Source organism: Pantoea sp. Ap-870 (assembly GCF_011752515.1).
GTDB classification, from domain to species: Bacteria; Pseudomonadota; Gammaproteobacteria; order Enterobacterales; family Enterobacteriaceae; genus Pantoea; species Pantoea dispersa.
Window position 1 is genome coordinate 648,330 of sequence record NZ_VWXG01000001.1, and the last position, 17,524, is coordinate 665,853.

Below are 17,524 nucleotides of genomic sequence, written 5' to 3' on the forward strand. Positions count from 1 at the left end.
TCCTTATTATTAAGCGTGCAGGTGAAACGGCGGTTACGACTTCAGCGCCTCGCAGAAGGTGTCGGTATCGCTGACCCAGCCAAAAAAGGTTTCAATGTTGAACAGCGCCGCCTGCTGAGCAAACGACGGTCCGGCCTGATGGGTGGCATCGGCCAGCACCACGCCGAAATACTCGAGGAAAAAGCCGTCGCGCAGCGTCGATTCCACGCAGACGTTGGTGGCAATGCCGGTAAACACCAGATGACGAATACCGCGGCTGCGCAGCATGCTGTCGAGCGGCGTGTTGAAAAAGCCGCTGTAGCGCGGTTTGGGCAGCACAATATCGCCGGCTTGCGGCACCAGCTCATCCACCAGCGCATAATCCCAGCCGCCTTTTGCCAGCAGGGTTCCGTGCAGCTCCGGCCGCTGGCGCATGGTTTTCAGCGCGTTGGATTTATGAAAATTGGGCGAACCGGCGTCACCGGCTTCGACATACTGATTATCCCAGCCGTTCTGGAACCAGATGATCTGCATCCCTGCCGCGCGGGCGGCGGTGACCGCCTGATGAATCCGGGCGATAACCGGCTGCGTGGCGGAGACATCAAACCCGGCCAGATCGAGATAGCCGCCCTGGCTGGCGTAGGCGTTCTGCATATCTACCACAATCAGCGCGCTTTGCGCCGGCGGCAGGGCGATGGCTTCCGGGCGCGCCGGCAAAGTCACTGCAGGCTGGCTGGTGCTGTGGGCACAAACGACGGTATTCATTATGCAACCTCCTTGTGGGCGTCAATCAGCGCGCGGCGGCACGCCATCAGCGGCTGGATACGTTCACCAAAATCTTCAATGCCCTGCAGGAAATCATCAAAGGTCAGCAGCACGCCTTCGGTGCCTTCCACCAGTGCCACTTCATCCAGCATGCGTGCCACGCTGGCATAGGAACCGACCAGCGTGCCCATATTGATGTTGACGGCAGAGGTCGGATCCGCCATCTGGCGCACATTGGTGTCGCTGCCGGATTTGGTGTCCTGCTGGCTCTGCGTGGTGAGCCAGGCGAGGGCTTCCTCGTCTGCGCCGGCTTTGTAGTGTTCCCATTTGGCGCGCGCGGCTTCGTCACTTTCGGCGGCGATAATCATAAACAGCACGTAGGAACCGACGTCGCGCCCGGTTTTGTCCGCGGCCTTTTTCATGCGTGCGGCGGTGGGCGCAAAGGCGGTCGGGGTATTGACGCCCTTGCCGAAGCAGAAGTTGTAATCAGCGTATTGCGCCGAAAAGGCCATGCCGGCATCACTTTGCCCGGCGCAAATCACCTTCATCGGCTTCTGCGGCTGCGGACTGACGCGACAGTCGTTCATGGTAAAGAACTCACCTTTGAAGTCGCTCTGGCTAGTGCCCCACAGGTCGCGCAGCACCGTGACATACTCCGTCAGGTAGTTGTAGCGGCTGGCAAAATATTCATCGCCCGGCCACAGCCCCATCTGCTCATACTCTGGCTTCTGCCAGCCGGTCACCAGATTGACGCCAAAGCGGCCGCCGGAAATGGAGTCGATGGTGGCGGCCATGCGCGCCACGATGGCGGGCGGCAGCGTCAGGGTGGCGGCGGTGGCGTAGATTTCAATGCGTGAGGTCACCGCGGCCAGCCCGGCCATCAGGGTGAAGGACTCCAGGTTGTGGTCCCAGAATTCGGTTTTGCCGCCGAAGCCGCGCAGCTTAATCATCGACAGGGCAAAGTCGAAGTGATAGTGCTCAGCCTTGAGCACAATCGCTTTGTTGAGCTCAAAGGTCGGCTTGTATTGCGGGGCATGCGTGGAGATGAGCCAGCCATTGTTGCCAATCGGAACGAAAACGCCAATTTTCATGTGAAACCTCTCTGCATTGAACATGGATTGCTTCACGCGCTGCGTTGCTTCCTGCACGCATCCTGCGGGCGGCGCTCGATCACAAAATTGCAAAGCCTGTGCCACAATTTTAAAAGTGATACATAACAATCAGTTAAAATTGGCGACGTAATGAATCCTGAGTGACTGGTCCAAAACAGACCATCTGGTCAAAATAAATTGCACATTTTTCATGCGTCACCTGAGCGAAAAAGGTGCAGGGCACAGCATTAGGCAGGAAACAGGGCGTTTGTTATGATGCGATTTCGCAGGATGGAAGAGGTAACAGTGTGAAAAGCGATGAAAAAAAGCCAGGACGCCGATCGCGGGCCGTTGCGGCGAAACGGGCAGCTATTCTGGAAGCGGCATTGGCCTTCTTCTCGCAGTTTGGCATTCACGGCACCAGTCTGGATAAGGTGGCTGAGCGCGCGGACGTCTCAAAAACTAACCTGCTTTACTACTATCCGTCAAAAGAAGTGCTGTATGTGGCGGTACTGAAAGAGATTCTTGATGTGTGGCTGGCGCCGCTGCGTGCGCTGCGTCATGACCAGGATCCGCTGGTGGCCATCCGCAACTATATTCGTCTCAAGCTGGAAGTGTCGCGTGACCACCCGCAGGCATCGCGCCTGTTCTGTCTGGAGATGCTGCAGGGCGCGCCGCTGCTGAAGGGCGAGCTGGCGGGGGATTTAAAAGCGCTGGTGGATGACAAAGCGGCGATTATCGAACAGTGGATCGCCGAAGGGCGTATTGCCGGCGTGCAGCCGCAGCATCTGTTCTTTCTGCTGTGGGCGACCACGCAGCACTACGCTGATTTCGCGTCCCAGGTGGAAGCCATCACCGGCCAGACGCTAAACGATGCGGAATTTTTTGCCCAGACGCTGGATAACGTTCAGCGCATGATCATTGAAGGGATCCGCGTGCGCTGATCCCCGTGGCTGACCAGGAGAGTGCATGGATTCGCTATCACAACTAACGCTGGGCGCGGCGGTGACCGTGGCCGTAATGGGCAAACGCGTGCCGCTGTGGCAGGCGGCGCTGGCGGGGGCGGTCGCGGGCACGCTGCCGGACCTCGACGTGTTTATCGACCACGGAGATGCCATCCGCAACATGACGCTGCACCGCACCGAGAGCCACGCGCTGCTGTGGTTGACGCTGGTGGCACCGTTACCTGGCTGGCTGGTGGCCGGCGTGACGCGCAGCCGGCAGCACTGGCGCGCCTGGTGCCTCGCCATCTGGCTGGCATTGATCACGCATCCGCTGCTGGACCTGACCACGGTGTACGGCACGCAGCTCGGGCTGCCGCTGACCGATTACCCGTTCGCCATCGGCAGCATGTTCATCATCGATCCGCTCTACACGCTGCCGCTGCTGATCGCCCTGATCGTCGCACTGTGGCGGCGGGATGCGTGCGGGCTGCGCTGGAATCAGGCCGGATTGCTCATCAGCACGCTGTACCTGGGCTGGAGTATGGTGGCGCAGAGTGTTGCTACCCGGCATATTGAGCACCAGCTGACGCAGCAGGCCGTGCAGCCGCAGCAACTGCTGGTGACGCCCACCGCGTTCAACACGCTGGTGTGGCGCACGGTAATTATCACGCCGCAGCGCTACGGGGAAGCCTGGTGGTCGCTACTGTCGCCCAATCGTCCCTTACAGATTCGCTGGTACGATCGTCATCCCGCGCTTTTTGCCCCGTTTAAAGGCCAGTGGCACGCCGAACGCGTTGCGTGGTTCAGCCATGGATTTTATGCCATGCGCCAGCAGGGCAACGACACGCTGATCGTGGATTTGCGCATGGGGGAAGAGCCGGATTACACCTTTACCTTTAATCTCGGTCCCGCCGCAGCGCCGGCAGCAGCACCACAGCGGGAAGATTCGCTGCGGCCGTCGCTGGCGCAGGCGTGGCACAAATTCACAGAACGCTTATAACGAAAAAGGCCCGGATAACCGGGCCTTTTCGTTTAGGTGGATCAGGCTTTACGCCGGCGTAGCAGCCAGCCCATGGTCAGCACCACAAACCACAGTGGCGTCACCATCAGCGCCTGGCGGGTATCTTCCTGCAGTGTCAGCAGCACCAGCACAAAGGCAAAGAAAGCCATGCACACCCAGCACATCAGCTTGCCGAGTGGCATTTTGAAGCGTGACGCCGCATGACGCTGCGGATGCTGTTTGCGGTAGGCAAGGTAGCTGCACAGGATAATGGTCCAGACAAACATAAACAGAATCGCCGAGACCGTGGTCACCATGGTGAAGACCGTCATCACATCCGGAATCAGGTAGATCAACGCCACGCCCGCCAGCAGACACAGGCAGGAAAAGAACAGGCCGGTGGTCGGCACCGCGCGCGCCGAGAGACGGCCAAACGCCTTATGCGCCACGCCCTGTTCCGCCAGGCCATACAGCATGCGGCTGGTGGAGAAGATGCCGCTGTTGGCTGAGGAGGCCGCGGAGGTTAACACCACAAAGTTAACGATGCTGGCAGCGGCCGGCAGGCCAATCAGCACAAACATTTCAACGAATGGACTGCGATCCGGCATGACCTGGTTCCACGGCGTCACCGCCATGATCACCAGCAGCGCCAGCACGTAAAACATGATGATGCGCAGCGGGATCGCGTTGATGGCACGCGGCAGAACTTTATGCGGATCTTTGGTCTCCGCCGCCGCCGTGCCCACCAGTTCAATGCCGACAAAGGCAAACACCGCAATCTGGAAGCCGGCAAAGAAACCGCTCAGCCCTTTCGGGAACATACCGCCGTGATCCCAGATATTGCTCAGCGCCGCGTGGCTCCCGTTCGGCGAAGGGTAGTGCAGGCTGACCAGCACAATCCCGGTGATGATTAACGCCACGATGGCGACAATTTTGATAATGGCGAACCAGAACTCCATCTCGCCAAACAGTTTTACCGTGGCGATGTTCAGGGCAAGGAAAACAAACACGCACAGCAGTGCGCTCATCCAGATCGAGAAGTCCGGGAACCACAGCTGGAAATAGGCGCTGATCGCCACCACGTCGGCGATGCCGGTCACCACCCAGCAGAACCAGTAAGTCCAGCCGGTGAAATAACCGGCCCACGGACCGAGCAGATCGGCGGCAAAGTCGCTGAAGGATTTGTACTCAAGGTTGGAGAGCAGCAGCTCACCCATGGCGCGCATCACAAAGAACAGCATAAAACCGATGATCATATAGACGAAGATGATCGACGGACCCGCCAGGCTGATGGTTTTACCGGAGCCCATGAACAGACCGGTGCCAATGGCACCGCCGATAGCGATAAGCTGGATGTGACGGTTATGCAGGTTGCGCCGGAGTTTTTCCGGCTGTTCGGCCTCAATGGGCGCCGCTTTAGATTGATCAACCATAAAAATATCTTTCCTGTCTTGATGTTGTGTCAGCTCTGCTGGCTGTTGAATAACGTGCTGTTGCACAGGGCAAGAGGGCATAAGATAGAGGAAAGGCGGCCACTCTCGGTAATGGTTTTTAAACCTTTGTGCCCTTTTGCGTGCTTTACCGTGTCAGTAAATATTTACATGGCGCGCCGTGCCGTCATTTTGCGTAAATGTTCTGCAAATGAGCCGCTTGCACCACGCAGCGCTGCGCAGGGTTCTACACTTGTCATTTCGATGAACCCGGAAAAAGTGAGGCAGCGTGCGCGCATTGCTCGCGATAGTGCTGCTGGCCCTGTGCGGCTGGTGGAGTTTACCCTGGCTGAAAACGCATCTGCCGCCACAGTGGAATCCGTTTATACCGCTCCAGGTTACCGATCCGCCAGGCTGGATGACGCGCTATAAGCTGCAGCGGCTGAGCAGCGATCCGGCCGCGTGTCTGGCGGTGATGCGCGCGGCCAGCGCGCAGGGCAGAGTCAGTTTCCGTGAGGTGCCGCCGCTGCAGGGCGATTGTCCGATTGATCAACCGCTGCGCATCAGCCGCTTCGGTGAGGTCACGCTGAGCAGCAGTTTTCTTGCCAGCTGTCCAATGGCGGTGGCCAGCACGCTGTATGTTACGCGCAGCAATGCGGCGCTGCAGCAGGCCGGCATTACCTCGCCGCTGCGCCGCATCGCGCACGTTGGCAGTTACGCCTGCCGCAATATTTATCACCGCCAGGAAGGACGCCGCAGTGAACACGCGACGGCGGAGGCGTGGGACATCACGGGGTTTCAGCTGGCGGACGGGCGCTGGCTGCAGGTAGGCAAAAACTGGCAGCAACCGCCGCAGGCCGCTGCCGGTTTGCACGCGTTATGGCGCAACGGCTGTGCCAGCTTCGGTAATGCGCTGGGGCCGGATTACAATGCGGCGCATGCCAGCCATTTCCACCTTGGCATGCGCGGCGCAGGCTTTTGTCGCTAAACTACACCGCCGGGTTTAATCCGCGTTTGATGAGGAAATGATTTGCCGGCCAGGAGAAAATAAATCCGGTGAGCATCGCCAGCTGTAACATAAACCAGAAGGCGCTGAGCAGGGGATTGAGCTGTTGATTAAGCACATATTTTAGGGCCAGCGTCATAAAGATAAAGATTCCCGTTTGATAAATCAGCAGCGGAAAGGTTTCTGTTTTCAGCGCTAATAATAACGTACGGACAATAGAAAGTTGTTCCCGCTGGCGAATGGCCAGAAACTGAAAAAATAATCCCGCCAGTAACGAAATCATCACGCAAATAACCGCCTGTAACCACAGCGCCGGGCTAATAGCAAAATGCTTGAGCAGAGTGACTATTGGCAGGGTGATGATGTCGCCGAATATACAGGCGGCGGCAGAGAGCGAAGTGGAAATAAAAATGGTTTGCCAGCTGGCATAACCGGTTAATCCGGATGGCAGCAGCAGCGCCAGTTTTCGCTGACGTGACGGTTTACGCCCGAGATACCACCATGCCAGCCAGCCGAAAAACGGCATGTACAGCCCGGTGAGCGGCCAGATGATATTCATGACCGCCAGCGGATGCGGGTGACGCAACAGATCTTTAGCGATCATCAGGGCGGTACACACGCCCACGACCAGAAAAGGTAATGCCAGCTGGTTTAACATAGTCAGTCCCACTCAGTTTGCTGAAATCGCGCCAGCCTGCGGAGCTATGCTGGTGCCTGCCACCTTGCGCCTCTGCTAAAGCGTAGCTGGAAAAGACGGTGCCGGAAATGTCTGCCACAGGGGCACGGCAGGGAAACACTGCAGAAATAACTGGAATTAAGCCGCGCTGCGGACTTAATCAGCAGGAAGATTATGACGGGCGGTATAAAAAAGGGGAATGGCAAAGATAATAGCGATTAATGATGAGGCGAATGTTTTATCTGCGAAGTCTGGCCTTTAATCAACAGGACGATTGAAAATTCTTCAGAAAAATCTTATTCTGATTCGCACGACTTATCATCCTGATGGTGCCGCTGGCAAACGCACCATAGTTTAATTTCTCATTTGGGTAACATATTGACAACAAGGTAGTTATCACTTTTTGCCCGCAATGCCGCTCTGGTTCCAATCAATATTTTTTCTCTGGTTAATTTATTTTTTACATTAATCGGCACAGATATCCTGTTATGAATAAGGCGTGAAACAGCGCCAGGGCAATAATGACCATCGATAATTATTTCGTCTGGCGAGGCGAAACTGAAAAAGAATTTCAGGCGCTTTCCGAAGTGCTGCAATTGAAATCGCTGCTGCAAAAACATGTTGAGGCCCTTGGATTTGATGCTTTTGCCTTTTTGGTACAGCATCCGGTGCCTTTTACCCGACCGCGTATTTTTCTCTTTAGCACCTATCCGCAGAGCTGGGTGAAACGCTACGAGAGTGAAAATTACTATGCGGTGGATCCGGTGTTAATGCTCTGCCAGCAGCCCGGTCGCGGCGTGGAGTGGACGCGTGATTTATTTACCGGCGCAGGCAATTTATGGGCAGAAGCCAATGCCGCAGGGCTGGTAAGTGGCTTTTCATGCTCGGCAATGGCGCTAAATCGTGCCATTGGTATATTATCTATAGCATCGCAACAACCCAGCCAGACCCAGCACAGACGCGTTGAGCTGGAGGTGCAACTGCACTTCCTGGCGGAGCTGAGTTTGCGTGTGCTGGACCGTCTGAATGACGGCTCAATGGTGGTGTTATCGAATGATTTTAGTCAGCGCGAGCTGGAAATATTGAAATGGACAGCGGAGGGAAAAACCTCAGCCGAAATTTCCCTCATTCTGGCTATTTCTGAACACACGGTAAATTTTCACCAAAAGAATATGCAAAAGCGTTTTAATGTTTCCAATAAAACGCAGATTGCCTGTTATGCCGCAGCCATCGGCCTGATATAGCGAAAAGGCAACTACTAATTTTAGTAGTTCCTAAGCCGCAGTCAGTTGTCTACCCTGCGCCGGAAACTCCGCCAGGCTGGCGCTTAATAAATCATTGCAAACATGGGGATGTCAGGGGCGCATGATGAAAATAATTCAAACACAGCTAAAGGATATGCCGTCCTCTTTGCTGGCCGAGTTGGGCACCTATCGTTACAGCGTCTTTGCGCGTGGCGAGGGCTGGTCAATTCCGCCGCGACTCAGCACGCAGGGACAGGAGTACGATCGCTTCGATCGTTCCGATGTCACCTGGCTGATTGCCTGGACTGCGCGTCAGGGCATTTGTGGCTGCGCACGTCTGCTACCGTGGCACGAGCCGGAAGTGCCGGAAGGCATGGTGCTGCCTTTTGATCAGCAAAAAGTGTGGGAAATGTCGCGCTATTCGGCCCGCCTTGAAGTGGATGCCGAGCTGCCGCTGAACATCTTATGGCATTCGGTACAGCTGGCAGAGCTGAGCGGGATGGAGTATTTGATCAGTTCGGCCACGCCGATGCTGGAGAAGATGTTTGAGCAGCATCAGGTGGTGTACGAGCCGCTCTCGCCGGGACTGATTCAGTCAGAAGACAATCTGTTTGCCATTCGTATTCCGGTGCAGCAGCCAGCGCTGGCGGAGAAGTATCGCGGCACGCGTCGCTTCAGTCCGGAAGAAGTGCTGCCCTCGCTGGGCGTGTCGGTCAACTGGCAGTCACACAGTTAACGCCCCGCGCAGGATGCGCAGGGCACGCCGCTTACTGACGGTAGGCGGTTTTAATCTGGCGGATGGTGTTGCTGAACACCTCGGCCTGCGGTTTATCGGCCAGCGCGGACTGAACGTAGCGCTCCATGTTGATGATCACCTTACCGGCATCAGCCTGGCCCATGCCTTTCAGGATCAGCGTCACCATCATTTTCAGGCAGGCAACTTCATCCGCCAGCGCCTGGGTATCGCGCGATGTTACGAAATCTTCATCACTCATCATTATCTCCTTTGTGGAATGACCTTGTGCGCACACATTCTTCCCGTGCATAAAAAACAGAGTATATCATACGCTTGATGGAAGAATTTAGGCCACATCATCGACCCGCGCGAAGACGGTTAATTAATTGCGCCGTTCGTTATTTTTTGTGCGCAAAAAACTTCCACGGAAAGATTATTTTTTTGTGCTGCGGGCGAGAAGAAGCGAAGGCGGGTTATAAATTATAACTTAATGATATTAGTCACATTTTAACAATTTTATTCCAGTATGGTATTGCATCAGCTAAAAAAAACAATCACCGCTGCCTGCTATTTGACATGGGTCATTGGTTTTGAGATTTATCTGGCGCCCCTGATGTTCTTTCCACGCGAAACCCGGTAAGATAACGCCCCTGAAATATATTTTCCCCCACTAACCTGCGGAGTACGTCCCGTTGATCAGCCTGCTTCTTGTTGATGACCATGAACTGGTACGCGCCGGTATTCGTCGCATACTGGAAGATATGAAGGGACTGGTGATTGCCGGGGAAGTGGCCTGTGGTGAGGATGCGGTAAAATGGTGCCGCACACATCCTGTGGATGTGGTGCTGATGGACATGAACATGCCCGGCATTGGCGGACTGGAGGCGACGCGCAAAATCGTGCGCTTCAATCCGGATATCCGCATCATCATGCTGACTATCCACACCGAAAATCCCCTGCCAGCGAAAGTCATGCAGGCCGGTGCGGCAGGTTATCTCAGCAAAGGGGCGGCGCCGCAGGAAGTGGTCAGCGCCATTCGCTCGGTGCACGCCGGTCAGCGTTACATCGCCTCTGATATCGCTCAGCAGATGGCGCTGAGCCAGATTGAGCCGCAGCGCGCCGAATCACCGTTCAGTTGTTTGTCGGAAAGGGAATTGCAGATTATGCTGATGATTACCCGAGGGCAAAAGGTGACGGAGATTTCCGAGCAGCTTAACCTGAGCCCGAAAACCGTTAATAGCTATCGCTATCGCATGTTCAGCAAGTTGAACATCAGTGGTGACGTAGAGTTAACGCATCTGGCCATACGCCATGGCCTGTTCAATGCGGAGCCGTTAATCAGTAGTGAGTGACGTTTTCAATCCTAAAGCCTTTCTCAGCACCGTGACCAGTCAGCCCGGCGTCTACCGCATGTATGACGCGACAGGCACGGTGATCTATGTTGGTAAAGCCAAAGACCTTAAAAAACGCCTGAGCAGCTATTTCCGCACGCAGGTGGGGAGCCGTAAGACCGAAGTGCTGGTCAGCAACATCCATAATATTGATGTCACGGTCACCCATACGGAGACCGAAGCGCTGCTGCTGGAGCACAACTACATCAAGTTGTATCAGCCGCGCTACAACGTGCTGCTGCGCGATGATAAGTCGTACCCCTATATTTTCCTTAGCGGCGATCCGCATCCGCGCCTGGCGATGCACCGCGGTGCCAAACACGCCAAAGGCGAATACTTTGGTCCGTTTCCCAACGGCTATGCGGTGCGTGAAACCCTGGCGCTGCTGCAAAAGGTGTTTCCGATTCGCCAGTGCGAGAACAGCGTCTACCGCAACCGCTCGCGTCCGTGCCTGCAGTATCAGATTGGCCGTTGCCTCGGCCCCTGCGTCGCCGGCCTGGTGAGCGAAGAGGAATATGCGCAGCAAACCGACTATGTGCGGCTATTTCTGGCCGGTAAAGACGATCAGGTAATTAATCAGCTGGTGCAGCGTATGGAGCAGGCCAGCGTGGGCCTGCGCTTCGAAGAGGCGGCACACCTGCGGGACCAGATTCAGGCGGTGCGGCGGATTACAGAGAAACAGTTCGTCTCCAATCAGGGCGATGATCTCGACGTGATGGGCGTGGCCTATGACGCCGGCATGGCCTGTCTGCACGTGCTGTTTATCCGGCAGGGCAAAGTGCTGGGTAGCCGCAGCTATTTCCCGAAGGTGCCGGCGGACACGGAACTCACCGAAGTGGTGCAGACGTTTGTCGGACAGTTCTATCTGCAGGGCAGCGAAGCGCGTACCTTACCGGCGGACATCCTGCTGGACTTCAATCTGCCTGAGCGGGAACTGCTGGCCGCATCGCTGAGCGAACTGGCCGGGCGCAAGGTCAGCATTCAGAGCAAACCGCGCGGCGATCGCGCGCGCTACCTGAAGCTGGCGCGCACCAATGCCGCCACGGCGCTGACAACGCGGCTGGCGCAGCACTCGACCATTCAGCAGCGTCTGGCGGCGCTGGCGGCGTTCCTCAAACTGGACCAGATTAACCGCATGGAGTGTTTCGACATCAGCCACACTATGGGCGAACAGACCATCGCGTCCTGCGTGGTGTTCAATCGTGACGGCCCGCTGCGCGCTGACTATCGCCGCTACAACATTGAAGGAATCACCCCCGGTGATGACTACGCGGCGATGAATCAGGTGCTGCGCCGTCGTTACGGCAAGGCGCTGGAACCGGAAAAGATCCCGGATGTGATCCTGATCGATGGCGGTAAAGGGCAACTGGCGCAGGCGCAGCAGGTGTTTGCGGAACTGGATGTGCCATGGGATAAAAACCGGCCGATTCTGCTCGGCGTGGCAAAAGGCAGCGACCGTAAAGCCGGCCTGGAAACGCTGTTCTTTGCGGCGGAAGGCGAGGGCGTTTCGCTGCCGCCGGACTCGCCGGCGCTGCATGTTATCCAGCACATTCGTGACGACGCTCACAATCATGCAATTTCGGGCCACCGGAAAAAACGCGCCAAAGTGAAGAACACCAGCGCGCTCGAGAGCATTGAAGGCGTCGGACCCAAACGGCGTCAGCAGCTGCTGAAGTACATGGGCGGCCTGCAACCGCTTATGAATGCCAGCGTCGATGAGATCGCTAAAGTACCGGGTATCTCCTTCGCCCTGGCGGAAAAAATCTACTACTCGCTGAAACACTAACATTGAAACAGGGTGGGCAATGTAGGAACATACGTTAAATCCTACTCACACCAGACAGTTACTGGCATATGCAATTTAACATTCCGACGTGTCTTACCCTGTTTCGAGTTGTTCTGATCCCGTTCTTCGTGCTGGCGTTCTATCTGCCATTTCACTGGGCTCCCTTCGCGACGGCGCTGCTGTTTGTCATTGCTGCGGTCACTGACTGGTTTGATGGCTTCCTCGCGCGTCGCTGGAAGCAGACAACACGTTTTGGTGCCTTTCTCGATCCGGTCGCTGACAAAGTGATGGTGGCGATGGCGCTGGTGCTGGTCGCCGAGTATTTCCACGCCTGGTGGATCACGCTGCCGGCCGCCACCATGATCGCGCGTGAAATCATTATCTCGGCCTTACGTGAGTGGATGGCCGAGATTGGCAAGCGCAGCAGCGTGGCGGTATCGTGGATTGGCAAAGTGAAGACCACGGCGCAGATGCTGTCGCTGGTGGCGCTGCTGTGGCGTCCGGACGCGACCGTAGTAGGCGTTGGCGTGGTGGCGTTGTACATCGCAGCGGTGCTGACTTTCTGGTCAATGTTCCAGTATTTAAGCGCGGCACGCGGCGATTTGCTCGATAGCTGATCGATGCGATTTAAAAAGCAGCAAACGGACGCAGTGTGTGGATAATTCTATTGACTCGTTGCGTCAGATAAGTAGAATGCATCGCATCGAACGGCAGCAAGGCTGCAAGAAGCTGAGTAAAATCAGCAAGTTCGGTGAAGCATAAGCACATGCGGGAATAGCTCAGTTGGTAGAGCACGACCTTGCCAAGGTCGGGGTCGCGAGTTCGAGTCTCGTTTCCCGCTCCAGATATTGCAATACGTCGCAGACGGCTTGCACCTCAGATTAAAAGGCGCGTTGGCAGAGTGGCCATGCAGCGGATTGCAAATCCGTCCACCTCGGTTCGACTCCGGGACGCGCCTCCAGTTTACACCCTGCCCGGGTGGTGAAATCGGTAGACACAAGGGATTTAAAATCCCTCGGCTTATGGTCGTGCGGGTTCAAGTCCCGCCCCGGGCACCATATTTAATACCGAATAAAATCAAAGCAATAAGTAGCAATGTCGTGACCGCCCAAGGGCGGTTTTTTTGTGCCTGAAAATTTTGCCTAATATCACTTCATAATATCAAACGGTTTTCCTCTGCCCGCCAACCACAACCATTGGAACCATCACGTTCTTTCGATCATGCGCAGCCAGGTGTTCAACATTTTGATGCTGAAAATGATGATAGAGATCGCAATTGATAGTGGGGAGGTGGGCACTTGTCCCCGCTCGCCTTTACGACAAGGACGTCCAGAAATTTTCTGCCACCTATCTCTTACCCGCTCAAAGTTATGCTCCGGGGCGAAGATGAGGTGGGGGCACATGATTTGGGTTTGCTGATGACGCAACGGGGAGTAATCTTGAGTCGTCGCTCTGAAATTCAGTGGTACTACCGCAAGTTTGTAAAAAACGAGGGAACGATGATGATTGCAGAAACCGCAACGAAAGAACCGGGTAGATATTACACCTTCCAGTCGCCATTACCGGCTGATGTATTTTTTGAACTCCGGCTCCGGACACTGCCGCATAACGCACAACCCATACTGGATGAAACCAGTGGCATGTGTATTGGTTATTCAGTCGCACAGGCCCCGGGACTGTGGCAGATATATGATACACAGGGCCATTTTCTGCGCCTGGAAGAGGCTCCTCTTGAAGCCCCCCTGATTGATCCCACCGATATTGCGCTTATCGCTTTTGGCGTTTTCCGTATTTTTCGCGCGGGCCGCGTACTTTTTGAAACCTCTACGCGCGCGGCTGTCAGGGTGAAACTTAGTCAGGCGACTATCATGTTTCTTCGTGCGCGGTTAAAAACCGGTTTATCTGCTGGTAACCTTAAAATGACAGAAACAGCAGCCCGGCATATGTATGAACCGGGGCGCTATGTTCCATTACATATCCAGGAAAAAGCTATCCGTTACGGCAGGCGTATGGCGGATCCCCGTAAAGGGGAAGGGATGTTTCGTTACGAAACTGAGATGTATAAACTCAATCGCAAGCTAAACATAACCGAGTATAAAAAATACACTCTTGAGATTGTGGTGCGAGAGTCAGACTGGACGATCACCCATTTTAAATATTTTGATTAACCGGCAGGAAAGCACGCATGTTTGATTTCAGAAATGAAGGATTCGTCTTCACCATCTCACCCTTTGAGCGTGTTGTTGATAACGAAACCGATCCGGTTAATCACCTCTGGGACTGGGTTAAGTCTTATGTGGAGTTTTCCGTCAGCGGAGTAAAGGTGCAGTTTCAGACTGAGTTTACCGTCGGCGAACTGAAGGAACTGCGCGCAACATTTTCTCGATACTACGAGGCGGTAATGGCCCGCCATGAAATTGAATCTTTTAGTTTTCGCAGCCAACTCAACCAGCTCAATATGGTTCTGAGTAAGATCACGGGTGATGATATCGTGATTATTGAATATGTTCTTCGTCCGGAACACCATGCTGATAGCATTCAGATAAAGGGCGAACTGGCTATCAATGAGAGTTACTTCCCGGACATTCTCAGGCAGCTGGAGGAGATGATCAGCTGGCCGGAATAAAATTCTGATTTATTCGCCATCTCTTGAAGTGGGCAATCGCAATCGGGATTTGCCGATTAGCAGCGAGATTACTGGGGAAGTTAAGGGCTTTTGCATCGCTTACCAGACGATCCAGCTCGTTAACCATGACTTCACTTATGCCGGAATTCATGGAGCCAACGTCATGCAGTCAAATAAAAACGGGACATAACTTCTGTCCCGCTAATCTCAATCCTGTGGCTGGCCGACCGGGCCTTCGCCTTCGCTGGCGCCAGGCACTGACTGTTTGCTGGGCGCATGTGGACGTCCGTCACTGCCCACCGCATCGCTGTGTTGCATACAGCCGGCCAGGGTAACCAATGTCAGTGCCGCTAAGGCTGCCTTCATCAAACCACTCATCTTGCTCTCCTCCTGTTACGAACCGAGTAATCGTTAACGCACTGAGAAATAAGCAAAGCCACGAATACGCCTTTACGCAAGCGAAGCGCGTACAGTTTTCTTCTTTACTCTTAGCGGTCCTGCGCCAGCGTTTCAACACGACGTCGGTATTCTCCCGGTGTGCAGCCAAACTCACGGACAAACGCTTTGTGAAAGGAGGATTCGCTGGCGTAGCCGACGGCCAGAGCGATGTTGATTAACGGGGCTGTTTCGCGCGCCAGTCGCTGAGCGGCCAGCTGCAGACGAAGGGCGGTAAGCACGGCCAGCGGCGTGGTAGCGCTGAGCTGGCGGAACAGCAGCGCGAAGGAAGCGCGGGACATAAACACTTGCTGAGCCATGGCTTCTACCGTCCACGGCCTTTCCGGCGCGGCGCACAGTTGGGTGATTAAAGGGCCAAGACGTGGATGCAGAGCCACGGAGAGTAAGCCAGGGTGCGCTGCGTGAGTTGAGAGCCCATGACGCACCGCCAGTGTGAACAGGCTGCCAATCTGCTGGCTGCGAAGTGCGGCATCACCAGCAGCTGGCAGTGCATCAGCACTCTGGGTGATGAACGGCAGCACCGCAGCCAGCCAGCGCCCATCGCTGCTTGTGGGTTCGGGGGCCAGCATTAGCACTTCGGGCAGGGCGGTGAGGAAAGCATGCGCCGACGCGGGCAGTTCCAGCAGGCCGCATACCAGTTGGGTTGGCTGAGTATGGCGCTGATAAATACGATGCGCGGCGTTTTGCGGCAGAAATATGACGCTGCCAGCGGTGAGTTCGACACCCGCAGTGACGGGCATATCCAGCATGACCGGGCCGCCTGTGACCGTATGCCAGCGCACTGCGCACAGGTGCCCGGCGCTGTGCGGCAGTTGCCACTCACCGCTCAGCACGCAGTTCTTATCTATGCTGCCCTGCGGGTTATGCAGCAGCAGCAGTTGACTCAATGGATCCATTTGTTTTTTCCCTTTTCCCTGAACTGCCCGCTTGATTCAGACGCAAAGACAAAAATACCAGCGTTGCGGCGAAATACGGCACGGCAGCAAACCGTAAGCTTTGGGTGATGACTACTTTTGACGCTCATGGAGAACATCATGAACCATTATCAGGCAGCAATCATCGGATTTGGTAAAGCAGGTAAAACGCTGGCGGCGGCTCTGGGTCGCGCCGGCTGGCGCGTCGCGATCATCGAGAAATCCCGCGCAATGTATGGTGGCACCTGCATTAATGTTGGCTGTATCCCAACGAAAGCACTGGTACACGATGTGCAACATCATGCCAGTTTCAGCGATGCCATGCAGCGCAAAGCGGCAGTAGTAGAATTATTGCGTGAGAAGAATTACCTCAACCTGGCCGCCATTGCGCAGGTCGATATCATTGATGGTGAGGCGGAATTTGTGGATGCCCACACGCTGAAAATCACCTCCTCACAGCAGGTCAGCCAGATTCATGCTGAGCGAATTTTTATCAATAGCGGTGCCGAAGCGGTGTTTCCTGTGCTGGAAGGCTTAGTTCCCGGACCGCGCGTGGTTGACAGCAGCGGGATCCTGAAATTAACGCAACTGCCGCAGCGGCTGGGGATCCTTGGCGGCGGTTATATTGGCGTTGAGTTTGCTTCCATGTTTGCCGGTTTTGGCAGCGAAGTGACGTTGTTTGAAAGTGCACCGCAATTTCTGGCGCGGGAAGATGATGATATCGGTGCGGCGATAGCCGGGATCCTGCAGGAGCAGGGCGTTAAGCTCGAGCTCAACACTGCATTACAGCGTGTAACCAGCGGTCGCGACAGCGTGACGCTGCATACCGCACAGGGCGATCGTGAAGTCGATGTGCTGCTGGTCGCCACGGGCCGTCGCCCGGCGACGAAGGCACTGAAACTGGAAAACGCGGGAGTGGTGACCGATGCGCGCGGCGCGGTGCGTGTCGATAAACAGCTTAAAACCTCTGTTGATCATATCTGGGCGCTGGGCGATGTTACCGGCGGGCCACAGTTTACCTATATTTCGCTTGATGATTTCCGCATCGTTTACGATCAGTTGCTGGGCAAGGGCACGCGCACCACCGAAGACCGCATTAACATCCCGTATTCCGTGTTTATGACGCCTGTGTTATCACGCATTGGTTTGACTGAAGCGCAGGCGCGCGCGCAGGGGCGGGATATTCAGGTGGTGACACTGCCGGTCGCCGCGATTCCGCGTGCGCGCGTTGTTGACGACACCCGTGGCATGCTGAAAGCCGTGGTTGATAATGGCAGCCAGCAGATTCTCGGCGTGGCGCTGCTGGCAGCGGACTCGCATGAAGTCATTAACATCGTGAAAACGGTAATGGATGCCGGGCTGCCGTATAGCGTGCTGCGTGACCAGATTTTTACCCACCCAACCATGAGCGAATCGCTCAATGATCTGTTTGCCCTGGTGAAATAATGCCGAAAAGGACGCCCGCACCGGGCGTCCCGAT

18 protein-coding genes and 3 tRNA genes are annotated in these 17,524 nt (G+C 55.5%); 14 read left to right on the forward strand and 7 right to left on the reverse strand.

Annotated features, from left to right (window positions below; genetic code table 11):
* Positions 1-33: 33 nt before the first annotated feature.
* Positions 34-744 carry a pyrimidine utilization protein B gene (gene rutB, locus F3J41_RS03115; protein ID WP_058769585.1) on the reverse strand — a complete coding sequence of 237 codons (711 nt, stop codon included), beginning with the start codon at positions 742-744 and terminating at the stop codon, positions 34-36.
* Positions 744-1,835, reverse strand: a complete 1,092-nt coding sequence (rutA, locus tag F3J41_RS03120) for a pyrimidine utilization protein A (RefSeq protein WP_166709899.1) — start codon at positions 1,833-1,835, stop codon at positions 744-746. Before rutA ends, rutB begins: the two co-directional genes overlap by 1 nt.
* A 308-nt stretch (positions 1,836-2,143) precedes the next feature.
* Here rutA and rutR point away from each other — a divergent pair, with 308 nt between their 5' ends.
* On the forward strand, positions 2,144-2,779 hold the full coding sequence (gene rutR, locus F3J41_RS03125; RefSeq protein ID WP_031279844.1) for an HTH-type transcriptional regulator RutR: 636 nt from the start codon (positions 2,144-2,146) through the stop codon (positions 2,777-2,779).
* Between the two features lie 25 nt (positions 2,780-2,804).
* Positions 2,805-3,779 carry a metal-dependent hydrolase gene (locus tag F3J41_RS03130; protein WP_166709901.1) on the forward strand — a complete coding sequence of 325 codons (975 nt, stop codon included), beginning with the start codon at positions 2,805-2,807 and terminating at the stop codon, positions 3,777-3,779.
* A gap of 41 nt (positions 3,780-3,820) precedes the next feature.
* Here the strand turns inward: F3J41_RS03130 and cycA are convergent, their stop codons facing one another.
* On the reverse strand, positions 3,821-5,212 hold the full coding sequence (gene cycA / locus F3J41_RS03135; RefSeq protein WP_021508281.1) for a D-serine/D-alanine/glycine transporter: 1,392 nt from the start codon (positions 5,210-5,212) through the stop codon (positions 3,821-3,823).
* A gap of 286 nt (positions 5,213-5,498) precedes the next feature.
* On the opposite strand from cycA, the gene F3J41_RS03140 reads away from it, so the two are divergent.
* Positions 5,499-6,197 (forward strand): extensin family protein, encoded by a 699-nt coding sequence (locus F3J41_RS03140; RefSeq protein ID WP_058769587.1) that lies wholly within the window; start codon positions 5,499-5,501, stop codon positions 6,195-6,197.
* Between the two features lies 1 nt (position 6,198).
* Here the strand turns inward: F3J41_RS03140 and F3J41_RS03145 are convergent, their stop codons facing one another.
* A complete protein-coding gene (locus F3J41_RS03145) occupies positions 6,199-6,873 on the reverse strand; it encodes a DUF4396 domain-containing protein (protein ID WP_058759707.1) in 675 nt (224 codons plus the stop codon).
* A 539-nt stretch (positions 6,874-7,412) separates the two neighbouring features.
* Here F3J41_RS03145 and sdiA point away from each other — a divergent pair.
* Positions 7,413-8,135 (forward strand): transcriptional regulator SdiA, encoded by a 723-nt coding sequence (gene sdiA / locus F3J41_RS03150; protein ID WP_021508278.1) that lies wholly within the window; start codon positions 7,413-7,415, stop codon positions 8,133-8,135.
* Positions 8,136-8,259: 124 nt separating this feature from the next.
* Positions 8,260-8,871, forward strand: a complete 612-nt coding sequence (locus tag F3J41_RS03155) for an acyl-homoserine-lactone synthase (protein ID WP_166710252.1) — start codon at positions 8,260-8,262, stop codon at positions 8,869-8,871.
* Between the two features lie 31 nt (positions 8,872-8,902).
* Here F3J41_RS03155 and F3J41_RS03160 read toward each other — a convergent pair whose 3' ends face one another.
* On the reverse strand, positions 8,903-9,130 hold the full coding sequence (locus tag F3J41_RS03160; RefSeq protein ID WP_010616664.1) for a DUF2594 family protein: 228 nt from the start codon (positions 9,128-9,130) through the stop codon (positions 8,903-8,905).
* Positions 9,131-9,563: 433 nt separating this feature from the next.
* Between F3J41_RS03160 and uvrY the strand changes: the two genes are divergently transcribed.
* The 8 genes from uvrY to F3J41_RS03200 all read left to right on the forward strand — a co-directional run bounded on the left by uvrY (position 9,564) and on the right by F3J41_RS03200 (position 14,674).
* A complete protein-coding gene (gene uvrY, locus F3J41_RS03165; RefSeq protein ID WP_021508277.1) occupies positions 9,564-10,223 on the forward strand; it encodes a UvrY/SirA/GacA family response regulator transcription factor in 660 nt (219 codons plus the stop codon).
* The gene (uvrC, locus tag F3J41_RS03170) at positions 10,216-12,048 is read left to right on the forward strand and encodes an excinuclease ABC subunit UvrC (RefSeq protein ID WP_166709903.1); all 1,833 of its coding nucleotides are present in this window, start codon (positions 10,216-10,218) and stop codon (positions 12,046-12,048) included. The genes uvrY and uvrC overlap by 8 nt, the downstream gene beginning before the upstream one ends.
* A 68-nt stretch (positions 12,049-12,116) precedes the next feature.
* On the forward strand, positions 12,117-12,665 hold the full coding sequence (gene pgsA, locus F3J41_RS03175; protein WP_021508275.1) for a CDP-diacylglycerol--glycerol-3-phosphate 3-phosphatidyltransferase: 549 nt from the start codon (positions 12,117-12,119) through the stop codon (positions 12,663-12,665).
* Positions 12,666-12,816: 151 nt separating this feature from the next.
* Positions 12,817-12,892: transfer RNA gene (locus F3J41_RS03180), tRNA-Gly, on the forward strand.
* 43 nt (positions 12,893-12,935) lie between these two features.
* Positions 12,936-13,009 (forward strand) — tRNA-Cys (locus F3J41_RS03185).
* 11 nt (positions 13,010-13,020) lie between these two features.
* Positions 13,021-13,106 (forward strand) — tRNA-Leu (locus tag F3J41_RS03190).
* 381 nt (positions 13,107-13,487) lie between these two features.
* Positions 13,488-14,216 (forward strand): hypothetical protein, encoded by a 729-nt coding sequence (locus F3J41_RS03195; RefSeq protein WP_247656240.1) that lies wholly within the window; start codon positions 13,488-13,490, stop codon positions 14,214-14,216.
* A gap of 17 nt (positions 14,217-14,233) precedes the next feature.
* Positions 14,234-14,674 (forward strand): hypothetical protein, encoded by a 441-nt coding sequence (locus tag F3J41_RS03200; RefSeq protein WP_166709905.1) that lies wholly within the window; start codon positions 14,234-14,236, stop codon positions 14,672-14,674.
* Positions 14,675-14,881: 207 nt separating this feature from the next.
* Here the strand turns inward: F3J41_RS03200 and F3J41_RS03205 are convergent, their stop codons facing one another.
* On the reverse strand, positions 14,882-15,052 hold the full coding sequence (locus F3J41_RS03205; RefSeq protein WP_058769590.1) for a hypothetical protein: 171 nt from the start codon (positions 15,050-15,052) through the stop codon (positions 14,882-14,884).
* A 110-nt stretch (positions 15,053-15,162) separates the two neighbouring features.
* The gene (locus F3J41_RS03210) at positions 15,163-16,026 is read right to left on the reverse strand and encodes a helix-turn-helix domain-containing protein (RefSeq protein ID WP_058769591.1); all 864 of its coding nucleotides are present in this window, start codon (positions 16,024-16,026) and stop codon (positions 15,163-15,165) included.
* Between the two features lie 138 nt (positions 16,027-16,164).
* On the opposite strand from F3J41_RS03210, the gene rclA reads away from it, so the two are divergent.
* On the forward strand, positions 16,165-17,490 hold the full coding sequence (gene rclA, locus F3J41_RS03215) for a reactive chlorine resistance oxidoreductase RclA (protein ID WP_166709907.1): 1,326 nt from the start codon (positions 16,165-16,167) through the stop codon (positions 17,488-17,490).
* Positions 17,491-17,524: the final 34 nt, after the last annotated feature.